This is a genomic window from Cytobacillus sp. NJ13 (assembly GCA_030348385.1).
Lineage (GTDB): Bacteria > Bacillota > Bacilli > Bacillales > Cytobacillaceae > Cytobacillus.
The window spans coordinates 776003-798814 of record JAUCFP010000006.1; the positions used below are offsets into that span (position 1 = coordinate 776003).

20 protein-coding genes are annotated in these 22812 nt (G+C 40.9%); 10 read left to right on the top strand and 10 right to left on the bottom strand.

The genetic code is table 11. The features are described 5' to 3' along the window. Positions 1 to 25 precede the first annotated feature (25 nt). Positions 26 to 1402, bottom strand: a complete 1377-nt coding sequence (nagE, locus tag QUF73_03765) for an N-acetylglucosamine-specific PTS transporter subunit IIBC (protein MDM5225317.1) — start codon at positions 1400 to 1402, stop codon at positions 26 to 28. 290 nt (positions 1403 to 1692) lie between these two features. Here nagE and nagB point away from each other — a divergent pair, with 290 nt between their 5' ends. From nagB to QUF73_03780, 3 genes are all read left to right on the top strand, one after another. Then, entirely contained in the window at positions 1693 to 2430 is a 738-nt protein-coding gene (gene nagB / locus QUF73_03770) for a glucosamine-6-phosphate deaminase (protein MDM5225318.1), read from the top strand. A gap of 14 nt (positions 2431 to 2444) precedes the next feature. Then, a complete protein-coding gene (locus tag QUF73_03775; protein ID MDM5225319.1) occupies positions 2445 to 3182 on the top strand; it encodes an SIS domain-containing protein in 738 nt (245 codons plus the stop codon). An 88-nt stretch (positions 3183 to 3270) separates the two neighbouring features. Further along, a complete protein-coding gene (locus tag QUF73_03780; protein MDM5225320.1) occupies positions 3271 to 3366 on the top strand; it encodes a hypothetical protein in 96 nt (31 codons plus the stop codon). Between the two features lie 121 nt (positions 3367 to 3487). Here QUF73_03780 and QUF73_03785 read toward each other — a convergent pair whose 3' ends face one another. The 4 genes from QUF73_03785 to QUF73_03800 all read right to left on the bottom strand — a co-directional run bounded on the left by QUF73_03785 (position 3488) and on the right by QUF73_03800 (position 7971). Beyond that, positions 3488 to 5428 carry an ABC transporter permease gene (locus QUF73_03785; protein MDM5225321.1) on the bottom strand — a complete coding sequence of 647 codons (1941 nt, stop codon included), beginning with the start codon at positions 5426 to 5428 and terminating at the stop codon, positions 3488 to 3490. After that, positions 5418 to 6179: an ABC transporter ATP-binding protein gene (locus QUF73_03790; GenBank protein ID MDM5225322.1), complete on the bottom strand. Its 762-nt coding sequence runs from the start codon at positions 6177 to 6179 to the stop codon at positions 5418 to 5420. The genes QUF73_03785 and QUF73_03790 overlap by 11 nt, the downstream gene beginning before the upstream one ends. A 99-nt stretch (positions 6180 to 6278) precedes the next feature. Beyond that, the gene (locus tag QUF73_03795) at positions 6279 to 7283 is read right to left on the bottom strand and encodes a sensor histidine kinase (GenBank protein MDM5225323.1); all 1005 of its coding nucleotides are present in this window, start codon (positions 7281 to 7283) and stop codon (positions 6279 to 6281) included. After that, the gene (locus tag QUF73_03800; protein ID MDM5225324.1) at positions 7276 to 7971 is read right to left on the bottom strand and encodes a response regulator transcription factor; all 696 of its coding nucleotides are present in this window, start codon (positions 7969 to 7971) and stop codon (positions 7276 to 7278) included. The genes QUF73_03795 and QUF73_03800 overlap by 8 nt, the downstream gene beginning before the upstream one ends. Positions 7972 to 8082: 111 nt before the next feature. Here QUF73_03800 and QUF73_03805 point away from each other — a divergent pair, with 111 nt between their 5' ends. Together QUF73_03805 and QUF73_03810 are read left to right on the top strand one after the other, a co-directional pair. Beyond that, positions 8083 to 8799: a sulfite exporter TauE/SafE family protein gene (locus QUF73_03805; protein MDM5225325.1), complete on the top strand. Its 717-nt coding sequence runs from the start codon at positions 8083 to 8085 to the stop codon at positions 8797 to 8799. Between the two features lie 115 nt (positions 8800 to 8914). Continuing rightward, positions 8915 to 9382 carry a hypothetical protein gene (locus tag QUF73_03810; GenBank protein ID MDM5225326.1) on the top strand — a complete coding sequence of 156 codons (468 nt, stop codon included), beginning with the start codon at positions 8915 to 8917 and terminating at the stop codon, positions 9380 to 9382. A gap of 58 nt (positions 9383 to 9440) precedes the next feature. On the opposite strand, the gene QUF73_03815 is transcribed toward QUF73_03810, so the two are convergent. Next, on the bottom strand, positions 9441 to 11222 hold the full coding sequence (locus tag QUF73_03815) for a M4 family metallopeptidase (GenBank protein MDM5225327.1): 1782 nt from the start codon (positions 11220 to 11222) through the stop codon (positions 9441 to 9443). 227 nt (positions 11223 to 11449) lie between these two features. On the opposite strand from QUF73_03815, the gene QUF73_03820 reads away from it, so the two are divergent. From QUF73_03820 to QUF73_03830, 3 genes are all read left to right on the top strand, one after another. Further along, positions 11450 to 12148 (top strand): DUF4047 domain-containing protein, encoded by a 699-nt coding sequence (locus QUF73_03820; protein MDM5225328.1) that lies wholly within the window; start codon positions 11450 to 11452, stop codon positions 12146 to 12148. Beyond that, entirely contained in the window at positions 12120 to 12662 is a 543-nt protein-coding gene (locus QUF73_03825; protein MDM5225329.1) for a signal peptidase I, read from the top strand. The genes QUF73_03820 and QUF73_03825 overlap by 29 nt, the downstream gene beginning before the upstream one ends. Positions 12663 to 12741: 79 nt before the next feature. Then, entirely contained in the window at positions 12742 to 13341 is a 600-nt protein-coding gene (locus tag QUF73_03830) for a TasA family protein (protein MDM5225330.1), read from the top strand. A gap of 46 nt (positions 13342 to 13387) precedes the next feature. On the opposite strand, the gene QUF73_03835 is transcribed toward QUF73_03830, so the two are convergent. Further along, on the bottom strand, positions 13388 to 14647 hold the full coding sequence (locus QUF73_03835) for a helix-turn-helix domain-containing protein (GenBank protein ID MDM5225331.1): 1260 nt from the start codon (positions 14645 to 14647) through the stop codon (positions 13388 to 13390). 234 nt (positions 14648 to 14881) lie between these two features. Beyond that, positions 14882 to 16126, bottom strand: a complete 1245-nt coding sequence (locus tag QUF73_03840; protein ID MDM5225332.1) for a helix-turn-helix transcriptional regulator — start codon at positions 16124 to 16126, stop codon at positions 14882 to 14884. A gap of 386 nt (positions 16127 to 16512) precedes the next feature. Between QUF73_03840 and QUF73_03845 the strand changes: the two genes are divergently transcribed. After that, positions 16513 to 20025 (top strand): S8 family serine peptidase, encoded by a 3513-nt coding sequence (locus QUF73_03845; GenBank protein MDM5225333.1) that lies wholly within the window; start codon positions 16513 to 16515, stop codon positions 20023 to 20025. A 65-nt stretch (positions 20026 to 20090) separates the two neighbouring features. Here the strand turns inward: QUF73_03845 and QUF73_03850 are convergent, their stop codons facing one another. Together QUF73_03850 and QUF73_03855 are read right to left on the bottom strand one after the other, a co-directional pair. Next, entirely contained in the window at positions 20091 to 21293 is a 1203-nt protein-coding gene (locus QUF73_03850; GenBank protein MDM5225334.1) for an MFS transporter, read from the bottom strand. Between the two features lies 1 nt (position 21294). Next, a complete protein-coding gene (locus QUF73_03855) occupies positions 21295 to 21738 on the bottom strand; it encodes a MarR family transcriptional regulator (GenBank protein MDM5225335.1) in 444 nt (147 codons plus the stop codon). 344 nt (positions 21739 to 22082) lie between these two features. Here QUF73_03855 and QUF73_03860 point away from each other — a divergent pair, with 344 nt between their 5' ends. Then, positions 22083 to 22802, top strand: coding sequence for a GTP pyrophosphokinase family protein (locus QUF73_03860; protein ID MDM5225336.1), 720 nt, complete (start codon positions 22083 to 22085; stop codon positions 22800 to 22802). Positions 22803 to 22812: the final 10 nt, after the last annotated feature.

Consider the following 22812-nt stretch of genomic DNA (forward strand, 5'->3'; position numbering starts at 1 on the left):
GGTAGAGGACACTGTTTTTTAGTCTTTACTTCTTTATTTTCTTCATTTCATCTGCTACAAACTCCACATCTGTTCCAACAATGATCTGAAGGTTTGTCTTGCTTAATTTCATGATTCCTTTTGCACCATGTGCCTTCAGAGCACTTTCCTTAACCTTTTCCATATCAGCAATATTTAAGCGAAGGCGTGTTGCACAGTTATCAATGGAAGTGATGTTGTCAGCTCCGCCAATATCTTTGATAAAATGGCTGGCCATAACTTCATACTTATTATTGCCCTGACTAGCAGGTGCCTCTTCTTCTTCAACTGTGTCTGTTTCATCTTCACGTCCAGGCGTTTTCAGGTCAAACGCTTTTATTAAGGCATAGAAGATAACGAAGTAAAGAATAGCGTAAATGACGCCAATTCCCAAAAGCAGCAGCGGCTTTTCAGCGATATTAAAGTTCAGCGCAAAATCGAGTGCGCCTGCTGAGAATGTGAAGCCATCGCGGATGCCCAATAGAGAGGTAACCCACATGGAAACTCCGGTTAAGATTGCGTGCACTCCATATAGGAGCGGTGCAATAAACATAAATGAGAACTCGATTGGCTCCGTAATACCAGTCAGGAATGAAGTTAGTGCAAGACCGATGAACATTCCTGATACCGCTTTTCTTTTTTCAGGCTTAGCTGTTGCAATGATTGCAAATGCAGCAGCTGGAAGACCGAACATCATAACAGGGAAGAATCCAGTCATGTAAGCGCCTGCTGACGGGTCTCCGGCAAAGAAGCGGGCAATATCTCCATTAACTCCTTCAAATTCGCCGAACTGGAACCAGAATAAACTATTCAATACGTGATGAAGTCCTAATGGAATAAGCAGGCGGTTTAAGAATCCAAATAGTCCTGATCCCAAAGCGCCAAGACCAATAATCCAGTTGCCCAATGAATCGATTGCGCCCTGAATTGGAGGCCAGGCAAAACCTGCGATGGCAGCCAGCAGAATCATCGTTACTGAAGTAATAATCGGAACGAAGCGGCGGCCGCTGAAGAATCCGAGCCAATCCGGAAGTTTGATATCATGGAAGCGGTTATATAATAATCCAGCAATAATACCGGCAATAATACCGCCCAGTACTCCCATATTAATATTTTCATCGATGGCAATTGCCCCTTCGGTTAATACAAGAAAACCGATGGCGCCTGAAAGGGCAGCTGCACCATTACTGTCTTTTGCGAATCCCATCGCAACCCCGATGGCAAAAATAAGTGCCAGGTTGGCGAAAATGGCATTGCCGGCATTTGCGATAAACGGAATGCCCAATAAATCATCTTGTCCAAAGCGGAGCAGAAGACCGGCGGCAGGCAAGACGGCAATCGGAAGCATTAATGCCTTACCAATTCTTTGTAAGAATCCTAACATATTGATCTCTCCTTAATAAAAAATAATGAATAAGAAAGCGTTTTACTAAACTGTCGTAATCATACCAAAATATAAATATAGTTGTCTATACCATTTTAAAAGAAAAAATTCTAAAGTGCAGGATTTTCTTTCTTATATTAAGACTTTTCTAACAATGAAATTGGTATAGACAACTATACTTTAGGATGATACGATATTTAATATAAATGGGTTTATTTAATTACTATATTTTGCATGTAAAAGTGCAAATATATTCTTATTCAGCTTTTTAAGCAAGGAGGAAACTCAGTATGGAGATTATTAAAGTAACCAGCTATGAACAAATGAGTAAAACCGCAGCAGATTATATCATCAGGAAGGTCCGAAAGCTTCCTGAAGCAACACTGGGATTGGCAACCGGAAGCACTCCTGTGGGAACCTATAAAAAGTTGATTGAAGATCATCAGGACAACAAAACATCATATAAAAACGTAACAACTTTTAATCTGGATGAATATATTGGTCTTTCAGGGGAAAATCCGCAAAGCTACCGTTATTTTATGGATTCAGTATTGTTTAATCTTCTGGACATCCAAAAGGGAAATACTTTTGTTCCCAATGGTACGCTTGAGGATTTGGGAGAAGAATGCCGTAATTATGAAAGTAAGCTGAAAAACCATGGCGGCATAGATCTGCAAATTTTGGGGATCGGCAATAATGGACATATTGGCTTCAATGAGCCTGGAACGTCTTTTTTATCTAAAACTCATATTGTTGATTTAGCAGATTCTACTATTAAAGCCAATGCCAGGTTTTTTAATACGATCGAAGAGGTGCCGACCCAAGCCATTACAATGGGAATCTCAACGATCATGCAGAGCAGGGAGATCCTTCTTCTCGCTTCAGGTGAAGCAAAAGCGGATGCCATTCAAAGGCTTCTTGGAAATGGTGTTAATGAACATTTCCCGGCATCTATCTTAAAAAATCATCCAAACGTGAAAGTGATTGCCGACGAAGCGGCTCTAAGCGCATCAAAAGTCTCGGTATAAATGGGGTAGTAGCAATGCTTGCGAAATATTTGAATGAAGTAAAAGAATTATTGACCCTTGTGGAAAAAGAAGAGAGTCATAAATTGAAAAATGCCGCCCGTGCTTTGGCTGAGTGTATTCAAAACAATGGGATTATTCATGTATTTGGATGCGGACACTCTCATATGCTCGGGGAAGAGCTGTTTTACCGGGCAGGTGGGCTGGCCCCGATTAAGCCTATCTTTGTAGAGGATTTAATGCTTCATAAAGGAGCAGTCCGTTCCTCTTTCATGGAAAAACAAAATGATCTTGCGGGAAGCTTTATGGAGAATGCTGATATCCTGCCTGGTGATGTCGTCATTGTAGCATCAACATCAGGACGAAATCCAGTCCCGATCGATGTAGCTGAAATCTCAAAAGTGAGTGGAGCATTCGTTATTGGGATCACATCCCCGCGTTATGCGAATACACAATCCTCCCGGCACAAAGACGGAAAATATCTTTATTCATCTGTGGATTTGGCGATCGACAATCATATAGAACCAGGGGACGCATTAATGGAGCATTCAGCATTGGGCATCCGTTTTGGCTCCGCCTCATCTATTATTGGGTTTGCGATTGTAAACAGCCTGATGGCGGAAGCAGTGGAAATGATGATTGAAAACGGGTTCGAACCACCTATCTTTAAAAGCGGCAATGTAGACGGAGCAGAACAGCATAACCCCGAGCTGGTTAAAAAATATATATCCCGAATTCCGCTGCTGGAAGGATAAAGAAATGGAATTGGTTAAGGCAATTGAACAGACCAGGCAAGCTATGATTGATTGCATTTATTAAAGGGGACTAACTGATGAAAAGGCCTTGAAATTAAGCCGGGAACTGGATAAGTTAATTGTTGAATCACAGCTAATGAAAAGTATTAAAAAGTATGAACCTAAAGAGACAATTTGCAAATAAATGCGAAGAAAATGCAAACAAATCCAGAAATTTGCAAATAAACTTAGAAAACTTGCAAACAAGCTCTGGAAAACTGCAGAAAAAACCGCTCAGGCCAGCATACCTGAACGGTTTTTTCATTTTATAGTGCATCTTTTATCACTTTTTTCGAATAGATCACAGACAATATTCCGAAAATCGAATAAAGCACCGTGTAAAGCACCATAACCAGGATCATCGGCATCCAAAGCTCGCTTCCGAAGAAGAACCAGCCGGATTTTACGGCAAAGTAGCTGTGCAGGAGGCCGACGATAAGCGGAATTCCAAAGTTGAAAGCCATTTTGGATTGAATTCCTCGCAGCAGGTCTCCCTGTGTAAAGCCAAGTTTCCGCAGGATTGTATAGTTTGGTTTTTCATCCTCACTCTGATCCATTTGTTTAAAATATAGAATGCAGCCCGAAGTGACCAGGAAGGTTAAGCCGAGAAAACCGACAATAAACATGATCAGTCCCATGTTCATTTTTTGCCTTGTGCTCATCTCTTGCTGGGAATCGGCTCTGCCGCTGAACTCCATCTCTTTGAAGAGTGTATTGGCTTTTTCAATATCGCTGTCATTCTTCATATCCACTCCGATGAAAAGCGAATCCTCCAGCTGGATCTCAGGATTAAGGTCAGCTTTCAGCTCTTCATACACCTGCTCATCCACAATGGCCACCGGCAGCCCGCCTGCTGTAAAATAAAACGGGATGACAAAGTCTTTATTTAGCCCTAAATAATTTTGTTTAATGGTATTTGTTTTTCCCTTAAACTCAAGCTTTCCTGATTCCTTCAGCGTCATGAACTTCTGCAGTGCATCATTATATCCAGTCAGCACGGTTTCTTTAGGGGAAAGTTCCATGCCAGCTATGGACTTTTCGCTTACAACCGGCAAAAGCATGGTTGGCGAATCAAAATTCATTTCTTCCAGATTGACATCCAGGATGTCCTCCATATCAGCATCCACCTGCAATACCTCAATGCTTTGTTCCTTATACTCTAAGCCCTCTTTATGAAGGCTCCCAGTAAACTTCCCTGCATCTTCCTTGTCAGTGAACGAAAAGTGGGAGGGCAGGCTATCCTGGGCCGATTTTTCCGCTGAGTAGTAAGAAATATAGCTTAATGACAGCAGCCCGATCGCAAGGGCGGACACAGTTGTAATAATTGTTAAAAGCAGTGCACTCGACTTCATGCGGAACATGATGGAGGATAATGAAAGCACTTCGTTTACATTCAGGTATCCATCTTTCCTTTTGCGGATCAGGCTGGCGATAAAGCTGACCGATCCTTTGTAGAAAAGATAGGTTCCAATGATAACGGAGGCAAGGATGACCACCATCGCGAGGAACAGCTCGTTCATGGATGTGAAATCCCCGCCAAATAAAAGGGAAGAGATATAATAGCCGGCAATGATCAGGGCTAAACCAAGCACGCCTAATATCATTTCCAATATGGACAGCTTTTTGACTTTTCCTTCTGCAACCGAAACCACTCTGAATAAAGATAGAATGGTTTGCCTTTTGATAAAAACAAAGTTCATCAGCATGATGAAAACATAAATAACCGTAAAGACGATGACTGTCTGCAAAAGCGCCTCACTTGAAAAATGCAATGAAGCAATGCCTTCAACACCTGTCAATTTAAAAAGGATCATCAGTATTAATTTCGAAACTGAAAAGCCGATAAAGATTCCAATGATTAAGGACCCAAAGTACAGTATAAGATTTTCCAGGCTAAGCAGCCTGAAAATTTCATTTTTTGTCATTCCAATCAGCTGAAAAAGCCCGATTTCTTTGCTTCGCCTTTTGATAAAAATAGTGTTGGCGTACAGAAGAAAGATGGAAACGATCGCCACGAGCAGGATAGAAGCGGTTTTGATTGCTGCTGCACCCTTAATCGAGCCTTTTGCTTCAGACATCGATGGATCATATTGGAGGGTGACAAAGGCGAAATAGAGCGCAACACTGAAAATGAGAGCGAACACATAGAGATAATAATTTTTCAGATTCTTTTTCAGATTGCGGAGGATGATAGCATTAATGCTCATGCTGCACACCGCCCAAAACGCCTTGTGTTTTCATAATATCCTTGAAAAAAGCCTGTCTTGATTGATCACCCTTATTCAGCTGAGTATAAATTTGACCATCCTTGATGAAAATAACCCGGCTGCAGAAGCTGGCCGCCACAGGATCATGGGTGACCATGATGATCGTTGCTTTCCTTTTCTCATTTAAATCACTTAACTTATTTAATAAGTCTGATGCTGATTTCGAATCCAGCGCACCCGTCGGCTCATCCGCGAAAATGATGCTTGGTTCATGAATGAAAGCACGAGCTGCAGAAGTCCGCTGCTTTTGCCCGCCGGAAATCTCATTAGGGTATTTATCCTTTAACTCGAATATACCCAGCTCACCCGCAACCGCTGCAAACTTTTCATCTGCCTCTTTTTTTGGTGTTTTGCTGATGGAAAGTGGGAGAAGAATATTTTCCTTCACTGTCAATGTATCCAGGAGATTATATTCCTGAAAAATAAACCCAAGATGCTTCTTGCGGAACTGGGCTAGCTGCTTTTCCTTCAGCCTTGTCATTTCCTTTTCTTCAATTTTAATTTCTCCGCCGCTTACACTGTCAATAGATGAGAGTACATTGAGAAGAGTGGTCTTCCCGGAACCTGAAGCGCCCATAATGCTTACAAATTCACCCGTTTCAATTTTTAAATCAATTCCTTTTAATACTTCCTGCCTATTAAATTTATTGCCGTAGCTTTTATGAATTTTTTTGGCTTCAAGTACAAACATGTGTAACCATCCTTTCTTTGATAGCTTGATTATAGAAGGTTACGTTTATGTAAATCCTTCGATTGAACGAACAAACAGCAAAAGCATGTGACATTTTTGTCACATGCCTGTTATGCTGACGAAATCATTTCTTGTTGGGAAGACAAGTGTCATGATTGTGCCTTTGCCTAAACAAGACTCCACATGGATTTTTATTTTTAGCTGGTCTGCTGCTTTTTTGGCTAAATATAACCCCATGCCTGTTGCTGCGTTTTCATGGTGATTGGCAGTAGATGTGAACCCCTTCTCAAAGATTCGCGGCAAATCCCTCTGATCAATGCCTCTGCCAAAATCCTGAATCCTCAAGGATATGTTACCGTCATGCTGGGAACTCGAAATAATAATATCTGATTCCTCACTATACTTCACAGCATTGGTTAAAAGCTGGCGAATGATAAAACTGAACCATTTCGCGTCGCTCAGAGCTTCTGTTTCTTCCAATTCAATTTCAAAGCCAATGCCTTTTTGCATGCACCAGGACTGCAGAGATTTGATTTCACTGAATAGGATGTCTTCAAGATTAATCATGTCAATATACAAGTCATTTTCCATAGAAGGAATCCTTTTTTGATGCAGCTGCTGATCAAGAAGAAGGTGGATGCGAAGCCATTCATAAGTAAGGGCGGATTTAAGGTTCTGATCCCCAATCCGGTCAATCATGAGATGCATGGCAGTCAGGGGTGTTTTTACTTCATGAATCCAGGACAGCAGTTCATCTTTTTCCTGCTCGAGAAGTGTCCAGTTCTGGGTGAACTCCTTTTTAAACCGTTCGGTTTGGCTAACCAGCCCAGACTCCACTATTTTTTCAAATGGGCTTTCAGACTCCGGTATGCTCGATAAATCTAAATTATCTTCCCGCTCGGCTACTTCTCTGTAAAATCGTGTTTCTTTTTGATATCGGAGAAAGATGAACCCAGTGAAAATGATTGCAGATAAAAAGGTGTAATAAAGGAAGGGCTTAAGGGATATGGCCGAATCCATATATACTACAAAGGCAGCAAGCACCTGAAGGAAACCGAACAGCAGGATCCAGCTTAACCGTTCCCTGATATATTTCCTAAACATGTGAGGCATCCTCTTCAATTGCCATATATCCCTGGCCGACTTTTGTTTCGATCCTGACACCAAGCCCGATTTCATCAAGCTTCTTCCTTAGTCTATTAATATTGACCGTAAGAGTATTGTCACTAATGAATCGTTTGTCATCCCATAGGCTATTAATGATATCATCCCTGCTGACAATTTGATTTTTTCTTTCTATCAGAAGCCTTAATATGTAAATTTCATTTTTCGTTAAATCTATGCACCCAATCTCATTTGTAACGGTATTCTTTTCGAAATCAACCGCCGCACCGCACCAGGTCTTGAGGTTATTCTGAACTGAACTATAGTTATAGACACGTCTGAGGATTGCCTGTATTTTGGCAATCAGGACTTCGAAGTGGAAGGGCTTTTGGACAAAATCGTCAGCGCCAAGCTGCATGGACATGACCATATCTGTTGGATGATCCCGGGATGACAGGAAAATAATCGGCACATTGGAATGTGAACGAATCATCCGGCACCAATGAAACCCGTCGAACTTCGGAAGCTGGATATCGATAATGACCAAATCAGGCTGAATGCCAGCAAACTCTTTCATGACTCCACTGAAGTCCTGAATTCCATAAACTTCATAAGACCACTGGGAGAGTCGATCTTTGATTTCAGAAAAAAGGGAGGCATCGTCCTCAATTAAAAGCACTTTAAACAATCAACTCACCACACTTTTGCATATTCCTTCCATTATTGTATAGGAAAAGCTCAAGGTGTGCCAGATTGTTTCCGTGCTGTGTTAAAATAGGGTAAAAAGCAGGTTTTGTGCATGGAAATCTTTCTTTTCATCCTAATTATTTTAATTGCATCCATTTTACAGACAAGCACGGGTTTTGGCTTCTCAATCCTGGCAACACCATTTTTGCTGCTTCTTTTTGAACCTAGAGAAGCCATTCAAATTAATTTGATTTTATCTTTAATTATTTCTGCTGCATTATTTTCAAAAATCAGGAAGGATACAGACTTTGGAGTTTTGAAAAGGTTTGCCATTGGAAGTGCAGCCGGGCTGCCTATCGGTATTGCCATTTTTTTATTTTTGGACATCTCCAGGCTGAAGTTAGCTGTCAGCTTAATTATTTTGCTTTTAACGATCCTTTTGATGGCGAATTTCCGTGTGAAAGAAACAAGCCGGAGGGATTATTCAGCGGGCGGATTGTCAGGAATAATGACAACAAGCATTGGCATGCCCGGCCCGCCGCTCCTGTTGTATTTTTCAGGAACTGATACTCAAAAAGAGCGGCTTAGGGGAACCACCTTGGCTTTCTACTTGTTTATCTACTCGGCCAGTCTGTTATTTCAGATTATCTTTGCTGGGACCAATAAGACGATTTGGCTTTCAAGCTTGAATGCTTTGCCGCTGGTGCTGCTGGGTCTATACCTGGGACAAATTTTATTTGTTAAAATCAATCAGCGTTTTTTCAAGGTCTTTACATACATTATATTGATTTTTACAGGGATTTACCTGCTGGTTGAGAGTGTGAGTTAGTAAGTCAGCATGAACCCAAAAGGCAGGGCTATTAAAATAGTGTTAATTAGTATTAAGCTGCCTTGACATTAATTGAAATACGGCAGAAAGCAAATCACGAAAAGGGTGTCTGCTCTTGAGTAAAAAACTTATCCATTGGATTTTATCCTTCCTGTTTTCATTTTCAGGTTTTTACCTTATAGAACATCTATTTACGGTAGACCCGAATGTGATTTCCGGCAATGGAAATTTAGGCATTCTCATAATCTTTCTTTTTACACCTGTCTTTATTTCGAGTTGGATCTTTACTTATAAGCTGGCAAAAGCAAAGTTTGTAAAAAATAATAAAATGACTATAGGAATTTTACTTTTTTCACTTGCCTGCTGTGTTTTGCTGATTATTGCAATTCATGATTACACAAGAGAGCTGATCATTGCTCTTGGAGGAACACCCGATAACCCAGAATCAAGAATTTATCGTTTTGGCTTGTTCAATCAATACACAAATAGTCTTTATTTTAATGTTTACACCTTTTTCTTAACCCATATCATCACCGTAATTTTAGGCATCCTTTCAGCTATGAGGAAGGCAAAGTTATATTAAAAAACTCGCCACACTAAATAAATATGTGGCGAGTTTCTCTTTATTTTAGAAGATAATTTTACTGAACACCAACAGCATCATATGCTGCCATGACTGCGTTTACCTCAGCTGAAGGCTGTCCGTTTCGATCTGGATGCAGGTCTCTTGCTGCCTGGATGGCTGCCTGGCGCATTTGGCTGAAGTCGGAGCTTGCTGTCAGGTAATGGGTAAGTGCTCTGTAGAAGATCTTCTCGGCTTTTGTTTTTCCAATGCCGGTAACCGAAACACCGTAATGAGTGCCTCCATCTGTGATCAGGTGGGCAGCTTTGTTGTTGATGCTGCTGTTGATATGGACACCGCCTTTATCAAGATCTCCTATATAACGTTGGCTGTAGTGATCAGGGTAGTAGCCTGATTCTGTATAGCCGCCAATATAGACAGAAGCCGGGTCACTCATCGAACGAAGACCGTCACCTGGTGTATTTGGCGTCCAAATATCTTCACCTAATAACCAAAGATCTTCGCCTGTTTTATTTTCAGCGAAAGCCCCTAAAATATCTGCAATGGATTCATTGATTGCACCGGATTCATTTTCATAAATTAAATCAGCTGTATTGGTGATCACTCCATGTGTCATTTCATGCCCGATCACATCAAGACCGCCAGAGAGGGAAATCATGCGAGTCCCGTCACCATCACCGTATAGCATCTGCTTCCCATTCCATGCAGCATTGTTCCACTTCGAACCGATATGGACAGTTGAAACTAATTTCATCCCATCACCATCAAGGGAATCCCGGCCATGAACCTTTTTATAATAATCATAAACTTTTCCTGCGTTCACATGGGCAGACACCGCAGAAGGATCATAGAAGAAGTTGTTTCTGCTTTCCACCTCGAACCCCGTCATTCCAAGCAGACCTGAAAGGATTATAAACGCGTTTTCAGGCATGCGGTTCGCTTTAAATGTATGGACACCTTCAGATCTTGTCCCATCGAATAAATAGTGAGTTCCTGTTTCCGGGTCTTTAACCGCCTGGAATGATTGAAGTGTCCCGAAAATATCCATTCCTCTTGCTTGAACAGGTTCTGAAACAGTCGGCAGTGCTTTCGGTGCAGGCTGGGAAGAAGCAGTCTGCTGTGCATCTGGTTGTTCAGGCAAAGATGGTGTCAGTTCCGCGATGGCATTATAGCTATGAATGAAGTTTCCAGTTGCAGCATCTACAAAATAATGCCAATACCCCGGTACCGGCGCTGAGGTGGAAGCTTTTACATAATAAGCCAGATGCTTTTGCCCATTATGCGGATAAATAACAAGTTCTCCTTCTATACCATCAAAACTCTTCACTTCTCCGATTTTATCTTTAATGCTTTCCTTTACCTTTTCCAATGCTTCATCTTCGCCCAGTTTCGCATCTGTAGGAATAATAGAACGCGCTAAATTTGGAGTAACCTTGCCGAAGAATGCTGTCACATTGTTTTTGTCATCCAAAGCAATAGTCTGCTGTGATCCATATACAGGAATTCCATTGTATTGCTCTACAGTTCTGAAATGGTGTGAGTTTGTTTCCTTGTCATTAAATTGATCAATGATTTTAAATTGATCCTTGGCCTCGTAGCCCGCATTTTTGAATACGTTTGCCTTTGATTGAAGGAATGCATATACGGCTTCTTCCTTGCTCAGTCCTTCCGGAGCTTGCCAGTTCCCAATTATGTAGGAAGGCGTCTTTAATTCCTGATGATACTTAACGATTTCTTCATTTGCCAGCACATTTTTGGCGGGCAGTGATAGTCCTGAGATGGCAAACGAAGCTGCCAGAACTGCAGGGAGGACTTTCTTTTTCAGCTGATTTTTTTTCAAACGGATCACCTCTTAGTTTGGATTGGTATTTCAAAGTTCATTATTCTGAAAATTCCACAAATGGTCAATTGGGTTATTGGGATCAGCGAAATGACTGTCTTTTATGAATTCGGAAATCAAAATAGCCTGTATTTTGCCTTGGAATGCCGCAAAATAACCCAATTTACTTTGCATATGACCTCTCGTATGCTTGTTCCACAGACACCTTTTCGAGAGGAGAGCGGGGGATGAAGAAGGGATTGAATAAACTCTTGTTGCCATGTCTTTGCTGCCTGAGTTTTTATACGGGCACTCAGCTTGTCGGGAAAACAGAAGCTGCCTTTACAAGCCAGGCAGAGGCAAAGCCAATTATAATCTCCACTGCTTTTGTCTTCCCGTCATATATTCACGGGCTTGAAGAGAAAGCGAGGATAAGCAGTGAACAAATAGTAAAAGAGCAGGCGGGTTTAGAAACATCTGTTAAGAACGGGCTCTTAAATGGGACCGCAGATCCGCCCTCTGAATTTTTGAGAAAAAAAGAACAGATAATAGCCAGCTTGGAGGAACTTCATAGAATAAGAGCTGAACTGGAAAAACTGGACCGGCAAGCAGAAAAAAAAGAAGGATATGAGTTTGTAAGTGAAGGTTTTCTAAAAGTAGACAAGCTCCTTATGAGAATAAATGATTCTCTTTATCTTCAGGAGCTGGAACAGCTTTTTAATCAAAAATTGCAGGAGCTGAAGATAGAGCAGCAAGGCGAAGGCCTTAAAACAAACAAGTTGGATGAAGAAGGAAAAATAGAAATACCGAAGCAAAAGATTGACCAAGAAGAGACAAATGAAGAACAAGCGAACCTTATGGAGGAACATTCTGTGATCAGCGATCAAACACAGAAGAATGAAGAGGAGGAAATAGCCAATGAAGAAAGTCCTGAAAATACTGAGTAAATGTATCAGTGCAGCAGGATTGATGCTCCTCTGCCTGCTTGCTATTTGGGTGATATCCTCAAAAGCATCCGGAGGAGAACCGTCCCTTGCAGGGTATCAGGCAAAAGCTGTTTTATCGGGATCGATGGAACCGGCCTTCATGACAGGATCCATCATACTGGTGAAAGAGCTGGACAGTAAAGAAAATTTAAAAACGGAAGATATTATTACCTTTAAATCAGGAGACAAATTAATTACCCATAGAATTGTCGAAGTAAAGAAAGCGAAAACCGGGATTTTATATCAAACGAAAGGCGACAATAATGACGCTCCGGATATGGAATATGTGCAGCCTGAAAATATAACCGGTAAATATGCGGGTTTTACCATTCCATATGCAGGCTATGCTGCTGAGTATGCAGCATCCAAGGAAGGAGCCGCACTCCTGCTGTTTATCCCGGGACTGCTCCTGCTGCTATCTGCAGGGAGGACTATCTTTCTGGCTCTTAAAGAATACGAAACTAAAAACGCTTAATACTTCGGTTATGCCTCTTATCTGCCACAGGTAAATAAGAGTTAAATAAATTAATAGTATTTAAAGGAGGAAGTAACACATGGGATTTGCAAAAAAGGTAAGTAAAGGACTTTTGACAGCTGCTTTAGGTTTTTCATTAATGGGTGGGGGTACATACGCTTACTTCAGCGATACGGAGGTTACGAATAACACATTTGCAGCAGGTACCCTGGATTTGGCGGTAAACCCTGAAACAATCGTCAATATTGGCGATTTAAAGCCAGGTGATGAAGTTTCACGTGAATTTACCATCACAAATAGCGGCACTCTTGATATCTCCAAGATCTTGCTGCATACAAATTATCAGGTGGAAGATGCAAAATTAAATGGGGCTGCAAATGCAGATGATTTCGGCAAGCATATTAAAGTCACGATCCTATATAATCAGGCTAACGCAACCGTCCAGGTTGCAGAGACGACTTTGCATGAACTGCAATCACAAACTCCGGATTTAACAGCCATTGATAACTTTGTAGGAGGGGGAACAGTACCGGATGGCCTGAAACCTGGGGAAACCGATAAAATAATAGCGCTGTTCGAATTTGTGGATAACGGAGAGGACCAAAACGAATTCCAGGGAGATGCGCTGCAGGTAGAATGGAAATTCAATGCAGAACAGGCTGAAGGAACAGTAAAATAATATAGGCGGACAAAAAAATCCCTTGAAGGAAGATTCAAGGGATTTTTTACACTTTAATTAATTCTTTGCCTTCTAGCTGCCTGTTCAGATGAATGGCTTTTTCATGTTTTCCTGTCTCAATGTAATATTCATAAAGTTTTTTTCCATACCTGCGCATGAGAATCATATGCTTAATTTTAACAAATTCAGGAAAAGCTTTTTCTTCCAAATACTTAAAATACTTCTCAGGCTGATTTTCAAGCTGATACCTGGAAAGTTTAAATAATGATAAGTATAAAGTGCTTTTTAATTCCTTTGAAACCTGGATCCCTTCGCATGCTTTTTTAAGTAGAGCTGTTTTGCCGGATAATTTGCCTTCAATACAGCAATTAAGGTAAGAATATAACCGCTGAAGATAAATGATTGTATTCATGTCAGCTAAACGCAAGGCCTGTGTATAGCAATCCTTTGCCTTAGCATATTGTTCCCTATTAAAATACTCAAATCCTAAATTATTGTAGAGGAGCCCTTTATAGTCATGAAATCCAATTCGTTCACAGTCCCAGATTAAATGATGATAACGTTCTGCCAGTTTATCCATGTCGGTTAAGATATCACTGCTGATCTGCAGGAGGATAATGGATTCAGCTTTTATCGCCATCGTGTAGTTGTTCGTGTTTTTGAAATGCTGTAATGATTTTTCCGCAAACATGTAAGCCATGATTTTTGAATCAATATAATGATAGGCAATTGCCAGGTGATAAAAGTATTCTTCATTGCCATATTCATTTATATCGATATTTTTTAAGACTTGAAGTGCTGTTTGCTGATCCGGGCTATCAGGTTTTATTGCTTGATTAATATAATACATCCCTTGAACATGGTAAAATAAATTTCTCTCAAAAAGGGGGAGGTTAGGAAACTCATTGCTTATTTGCTTAATAATCCGGGATGCTTCCTCTAAATCCTGGTGCAGCAAATGATATCTTGCCTTTAATAGCAGATAGTGGGCTGCATATTTAGAAGCTTGAATAAAAGGCGAGCTTTCCAGTTCATTTTTGAGTTCATCAGCCTTGGCTGTTCTATACATGATGATAGCTTTATGCCATTCCTGCAGGCGCTTGTCCAGATCCCGGAAGTATTCAATCTCCTTTTGAATGTCAATATTTAATACGGCAGAGAAAAGCGAAATGATTTCCGGTGAATAGGCTGTTTTCCCTCTTTCAATCTTGCTTACATGGGTAGGAGTACATATCCCTTCACCTAACATAGCTTGTGTAAGACCAGACTTTTCCCGGTAGAATTTAATAATTTCCCCTTCCAGCATGTGACCCTCTCCTTATCTATTAATAATAGGTGAATATGCCAGGCAGCTGTCTCTTAAATACTTAATTATCTTTAATCTAAGATTTTCCTTTTTGGGGGAATTTTTAGAGTCATAAGACATAGCACCTTTGGGGGAGTGAACAGGAAATAAGGAGAAAAGGCTCAACTGGGAGAAAGCAGAAAAGAGTGCAAAAAGAAAAATCTCCTAAGAAAGATAAGGAGATTTTTCTGCTGTTTAATGGATGAGCGGCTCGAAGTACTTGGCTGCAAGCCTACTTGCTTTTTCATGCTGTGAAGACTTCCTGAAATAATGGAATAATTCTTTTTCATAGAGATTGATTAATGTGCTATTCCCTAATTCAAGAAGGTGGGGAAGGAATGTGTTTTCTAAAAAGAGATAGTAATCATTTATGTCTTTATCTTCTAAAAGGATATCGAGCATATAAAAAACATATTGATAGGTTTTATTTTGAAATTGTTCAGCTAGCCTGTGACCATCGTCCAGCAAGGATCTGAGATTTTGTTTCTTATAATGATCCAGATTAAGGCAGCTATGAACATAGCCTCTAATAGCGCTTAATTTTAAAGATGGGTTTGGATTAACCTCGCATTGTTTCAATAGCTTTTTATAAACTTCGCTCGCTTCTGAATAAAAGCCTTTTGCAAAGTATTCAACGGCAAGATTATGCCAAAGGTTCATTTCCCTGGCTTCTTCTTTATGAGTCCGGCAGGATTTGATTAAAGTACGATACTGCTTGACGGTTTCTTCAAATTGGCAAAGGTCGTATGTACCCATTTGTATCAGCAAAACGGTTTCTGTATCAAGAATTCTTTTGAAATTATTAGTTTCCCGAAAATAGGATAGTGCAAGAGTGCCATAGTGATAGGCTTTTACCTTATCATTCATCAAATGGGAAGAGGTTGCGAGGTGAAAATAAAATTCATGGTTATTATAATCTTTAGGATTTATATTCTTTAAATGGATGATGGCTTCTTTGCAATTCTGTAAGTTTAGAAAATAAATGCCCCATATATGTTCGAGGAGACTTCTTTCAAAACGATCAAGTGTATTCCAAGCTTTCTGGCAGCTGTCTAAAAGCACTTTGCTCTTATCAAACTCTCCTTGCATGAGGTGGTAGCGAGCCAAAAGGATTGAATGAAAATATTTTGTTTCTGAAAAATGCAGGTAAGGATTTTGGGCTAATTCCTCTTTAATTAATTCTATATCTTCTTTTTGCTGTTTAACCATGGCATCCAGCCACTCATGAAGTTTAGTTTCCAGCATATCAAACTTTTCAAGCTCTTTTATAAGATCTATGTTCAGCCGTTTACAGATCAGATTTGTGATTTCAGACGAATATTGTGTATGTCCCCGCTCTATTTTACTGATATGAGTCACAGAACAAATCCCTTCGCCCAGCTGCGTTTGGGTTAATCCAGCGCGTTCCCGGTAATATTTTATAATTAAGCCTTCCTTCAAAACAGCATCCCCCCTGTGGTTCTGAATAGTATCGTAGCATACCTTATTGGCTGGAAACAGATAGCCAGGAAATGTCAGATGTCTGTTTTTTCCAAAGGATCTTGGGATATTATTCCTAAGAGGTTTTTAAAGATTTCAATTTGGGGTAATTCAAAAGAGCCTTTTTTACCAGAATGTGAGAAAGTTAATAGAAATTAGGTTAGGGAATATGTCTTTAATACTATTTTAATAGAAGGAGATCCTGAGATCTGGATATAAAGTTCTGAAATTCAACAGATGACTCCTTTTAAATTCCCCCAATTTACTTCTCTCAGACCCGGCCCTACAATTAATTGTATGAATAGTTAAAAAATATAGATTTATCAGTGGGAAAGGGCGGGGAAGAAATGAAAGTGAAAAAAGGGGTACCCTATAAGGTGCTGGCTTCTGCATTGGCAGCAGCAATGCTATTCGGGGGAACAGTCTCGGCACAAGGAGCTCAGGAAGATCAGATCGAGGCTCCAAGTGTTGAAGACATTGTTAAGCAGGGGCAGAAAATATTTTTGGACCAGCAATATCAGGCTGAAGCAAAGGCAGTGGACAAGCTGGGATATAAGGATCTGAAAGAAAAAGGGTTAACGAAACCATATGAGCCAAATGAAATTTTACGTGTAATTGTTGAGGTCGAACAGCCTGCAGATGCTGAAAAAACGAAACAAAGCAAAAAAAGTAAAATGAAGGCAAAACAAGACGAGGTTATTTCAGCGCTTTCCAAGAAAAAAACTTTCAAGAAAGTGAAGCATCGCTTTTATGAGGGGTTTAATGGTTTCAGCCTGGAAACCGAGTTTCGTAATTTAAAAGAAATTCAGGCAATTCCTGGTGTCACTAACGTACATATTGCGAGAACATTTCAGCCATCCATGGGTGCCAGCAAGGAATTAGTGCAGGCACAGAAGGTTTGGGAGGAGCATGGCTATGAAGGCGAAGGGCTGCTTGTTGCTGTCGTTGACTCCGGATTGGACTATACACACCAGGATATGATATTGACGGATGATGGGAAAGACAAGCAGAAATGGTCTGAGGGAGGAATTCAGGCAAAACTCTCTGAAACAGAAATTAATGACGTCTGGTATAGTGACAAAGTGCCGACAGGCTATGACTGGGCCGATCAAGATGCGGATGTCATACCCCGCGGACAGTATGGAAGTCCACATGGCATGCATGTCGCCGGTACAGTAGGTGCTAATGGCGATGAGGAAAATGATGGGGTCAAGGGGATTGCTCCCGGTGTCCAGTTATTAGCCGAAAAGGTATTTTCTGATAACGGCGGAGGAGCTTATGAAGATGATATTATTGCTGGAATTGAACACGCTGTGACAATGAGGGCTGATGTCATTAACATGAGTCTTGGGTCAGATGCCGGCTTTGTTGGAGAAGAAAATGATCCAATCCAAAAGTCAATCCGGGAAGCAACTGAGCAGGGCACCCTAGTGGTAGTTGCTGGAGGCAATTCATCTTACAGCACAAAAAATAATATTTTGGAGGCTTCTGCCAAGCCATACGCGGAAAATCCGGATATCGGCACTGTCGGAGAACCTTCTGTAAGCCCGTTTGCGCTATCAGTAGCATCCTATGAAAATACTAAATTGCATATGAATGCACTTACTGATGAAAGCGGTTTGCAACTTCCATATCAGGATCAGACCCATGTAAACTTCAAGCTATCAAAAGTTCTATCATCAGGAGAAAGTTATGAAATGGTCTATGTAGGGGAAGGAAAGACAGCTGATTTTGCCGGGAAAGATGTTGCAGGCAAAATTGTCGTGGCAAAGCCAGAACAAAAATATGGTTTATATTCATATGTACAATCTGAAGCCAGAAAAAATGGTGCCAAGGCGGTTATCCTTGTACCGCCTCATGATGAAGCTGATTATCCTTTCTTGTATTTTAGCCCGTACTTAACCCCTGCAGCAACAACCAGCAAGGAGGACGGGAATGCTTTAATTTCGCAGCTGTCTAAGGGACAAACAGTGAAGATGCAGATGAGCAAAGGTGTTTGGGTGGATAATGCTGATAAAGATAACATGTCAGACTTTTCATCTTTTGGAACGCCGCACACGCTTGACATCAAACCTGAGCTATCAGCACCAGGCGGAGGGATTTATTCCACTGTTCCCGGCAATGAATATGAAATAATGAGCGGTACGTCCATGGCGGCGCCTCATGTCGCAGGCGGATCAGCTTTGCTGCTTCAGGCTTTATATGAAAAAGGATTGCCGCAATCCAAAGAAACGGCATTAAAAGCGAAAATCGCCTTAATGAATACGTCAAAAATCATTCAGGATCCGCGGGCAAATAGCCAGGTCCCTTACTCACCACGCCTACAGGGATCCGGATTAATGCAAATACAAAATGCGATCAAAACACCTGTACTTGTCACAAATAAAAATGCTCCTTTGGAACAGGCAGGAGCGGTTGCTCTTAAGGAGATTAATGAGAAAGCACACTTCAAACTGAATGTCGAAGCACTTCAAAATGCTGAAGTGAAAGAATTGGAATATAAAGTGTACGTTGATGTTTTAACCGACGAAACTGAAACAAAAGAGTTTGACTTGGACAATGACGGTAATTTGGATACCAAGGAATATTTAACAATGACCAGCAAGCGGATTTCAGGTGCTTCTGCCATCGTAAATGGTGAAAAAGTGACCGGCAAAGAAGGAAAAACGCTTAAAATTAAGCCAGGACAAAATAAGAGTTTGGATGTACAGATTCAATTGCCGGATAGCCTGAAAAAGGGCACATTTGTCGAAGGATATGTCCGTCTTGTGCCAACGGGTAAAAACAATGACGCCGCTGTGCCGCTAACAATTCCATATATGGGCTACTTTGGACAATGGGACAAGCCGCAAAACCTCGACCCAGCTGCATGGGAGAAAGATGCTTTTTTAGGATATACCGTGCTTTGGAACGATGAAGGCGCGCAATTCCCAATGGGATATGACCCATATACTGGAACATTTAATATGGATCGAATTGTCATTTCTCCAAATGCTGTATTGCCTGGTGTATTCCCAACCTTTACAGCTCTCCGCAATTTACAAAAGACAGAAATGTACGTGGAGAATGATAAAGGGGAAACCATAAATTATTTAGGCGACTTCAGTGAATATACAGGAAAACCATGGAAATTCCGCAAAAATATCATGGCTTTCCGTGACTATATGATTAACGGCTATTTATGGGACGTTAAGGATCAAAACGGGAAATTCGTTAAAGATGGCACTTATCAATATGTGATCAAGACAACACTTGATTACAAGGATGCCAAACCTCAGGAAGTAAGGCTTCCGGTTCACGTAGACTCAGTTGCACCAATAGTCTCGGATATTCAAGTAAAGCCAAAGGACGGCCAATATGAGATTTCCTTCAAGTCAGAAGATAACGAAGGGGGGAGCGGCTATAATGGTGCAATCATCTGGTATAACGGGAAGTATATGCCGCTGGAACCTGGAAAAACTTCAGCCCTTGTAAAAGAAGAACCGAAGAGCGTCGTCGTATTGGGTGTCGACCATGCATTAAACCAGAGCTATGCTGTATGGGGCGATCCTTCCTATATTAATGAAGGAATGCTGGTGAGCTACTTCAGTGTTTATCCTAATAAAAATGTGAATGCAAACACGCCTGCCGGCATCAATGCATTTGCAAATAACCGCGTAAACTGGACAGTGAACATTAAAGATGAAGCAGGAAAAACCGTTGACACAATCAATGTGGAAAACGAACATGAAATTCACTTGAAGTGGACTCCAGACGCAGATCTTCCGAATGGAACTTACACCATTAGTGCGGATGTATCAAGTAAGCAGGGCTTTAAAGTGACCACGAGTCCTAAAACTGTTACAGTATTTCAGAACTAAAACGATCAAAAGCCATGGACGGTAAAAAGGTCCATGGCTTTTTAATATTTTGCAATGCCTTAGGTTCAGGCAGAAACAGATGTGTTCAATTTTTTTAGAGCTGAAGCTTCTTTCTTCCCATGCAGGAAATAATATAAAATGGCTGATAATAAAACAAAGATTGCCATCATACCATAGAGTTTCCCATAGCCTGTAATCGGAATAACGAATCCCAGCAAATAAGGTCCAAATCCCAAGCCTGCATCAAGAAATATGAAGAAAGTTGATGTCGCAAGCCCCATCCGATGTGCAGGTGTCAGCTTGACGGCCACTGCCTGGGTGCAGGACTGCATGTTTCCAAATCCCAGCCCAATCAGCGCTCCAGCCAATAGCAGGGTAAAACTGCTGTTGGCTGCGCTAAGCACAAACATGCCTGCCGCAAATAAGATAAAAGCGGGGTACATAACATAATTTGCTCCTTTAAGATCCATCAGCCGCCCGGTAAATGGACGTGAAACCAGGACAGCGGCCGAGTAGATAAGAAAGAAAAAGCTCGCAGCCTTGACTAAATCGACTTCTATCGCATAAAAATTGATAAAAGAGAGGACCCCGGAATAACCGAATGCGATTGCCAGTGTGATGAATGCAATCGGGACTGCTTTTGGCTCGATAAAGCTGGAAATTTGGAAGCCCTGCTTTTTCACACCTGAGGTTTCTATTGCAGGAACATATAAAATGAAGGATGTAATCAGGGCAATGATGCCGATGGCCAGACAGAAGACAAAAATCATTTGGAAAGAAACTTTTTGCAGCATCAATAAGCCAATAAATGGTCCAACAGCTGTCGAAAGCGTAGTGCTCATGCTGAAGTAGCCAATTCCTTCTCCTTTTCGGGCTGCAGGAATAATTTGTGCTGCGATGGTCCCAGTCGCCGTACTCGCCACACCTAAAGCAATGCCGTGTATAAACCTGGTAACCAGAAGGAAAGCAATTCCAATGTTCACGAAATATAAAAGAGTCGTCAGCGTAAAAAAGATCAAACCGATAAAAAGTGTTTTCTTACGCCCGATGTTATCAATTGCCCGCCCGATATAAAGCCTGCCAATGAGCGTTCCAATAATAAAGATTCCCGTAACAAGCCCGGCCTGGCTAGTTGTGGCACTATAGTAATCCACTGCAAAGACAGCAATGGTCACCATCAGCAAATAGAAAATCAATGTTAAGAAAAAATTAACGGATGACACAATAATAAAATCTTTTGTCCAAAGCTTCGGTTTAGGCTGATTCAATTTATAACTCTCCCTGCATTAAATTTTTGCGGATTTCGCTCATCAGACGAATCCCTTCCAGCTGTTCCTCCTCTGAAATTCCTCTTAAAATGTCCTGTTCGAATTCATCAATAGTAACGCGGACCTCCTGATAAACCTTCCTGCCAGTATCGGTCAGCTGCATTCTTTTTTCCCGTTTGTCTTTAGTCGGAACAGGTTCTAAATAGCCCATTTCCTCCAATTTTGCAATCGTCCTTGTCACCGTTGGTTTTTCAACGCCAAGATAATGTGAAAGCTCCACCAGTGTACCGGAGCCATCGTTATTCAAGTAATACATGATGGACCATTGAGCCCTGTATAAATGATGCCTGCTTAATTCATTGTTCAGCCTATTCTCAAATGGGCGATACAATAGCACAAGCTGATGAAAAAACCGCTGAAATGTTTCGATCTTAAAAACCTCCAATTTGGTTACCTTGAGTAATAGTTATCAAGAGTAACTAATTATTTATTATACAGCTCAAAGTGATGACATGTAAATAGGCCAGAGCTTTGTTTCTAAAAGAGCTATCCATTAAATCAAAAGAAGGCAAATTTATGACATTGTGTCATATCCAGTTGACGTGTGACACCATGTCATATACAATTCAATTGTAAGGATGACACAGTGTCACATCGAGGTGAAAGCATTGTCCAAAATTCAATTGCTTATTTCTGAATTGCAGAAACAGGGAGTAAATGCAGCAGTCTGCAAAAAGCCATCCAATATTAAACCTCTCAATAATAAGGCGAAAATTCAAAGGAGCCCATATGGTCACAAATATGCCTGAGCAAATGTCACTGAAAGAACTAAGGACTGATTTAGTGCGTTTTATGATGTCCTACAAGTTCGCATTGGAAGAAATAAACACGAAAATAAATATCCTGAAAGAAGAATTTCAGTATGTGCATGACTATAATCCGATTGAGCATGTAAAATCACGAATTAAATCTCCTGAAAGTATATTTAAAAAGCTTCAGCGAAAAAATTTGGAGATTTCTTTAGAATCCATTCAGCAAAATATTCGGGATATTGCGGGCGTCCGCATTACATGTTCGTTTGTGTCCGATATATATAAAATCAAAGCCATGCTTGAAAGCCAGAAGGATATAACCGTGCTCGAATGCAAGGATTATATTCAGAACCCAAAGCCAAATGGCTATCAGAGCCTGCATCTGATTGTCCAGATCCCCATTTTTATGTCTGACAGGGAAGAGCTGGTTCCTGTTGAGATTCAAATCAGGACGATCGCCATGGACTTCTGGGCGAGCCTGGAGCACAAGATTTACTACAAGTACAATAAAGAAATTCCGCAAAGAATAGTGAATGAACTGAAAGAGGCAGCTGACACGGCTTCACGCCTCGATCGGAAAATGGAGAATATCCATGAGGAAATGATTGGTCTAAAACAGCTGGAAGATGATGAAGCCATGATTTTTTCCCCTGAAAGCCTTCAATTTCTGCTGGCCAGGAAAGGGATAAGAACTTAAAGGAGACGAA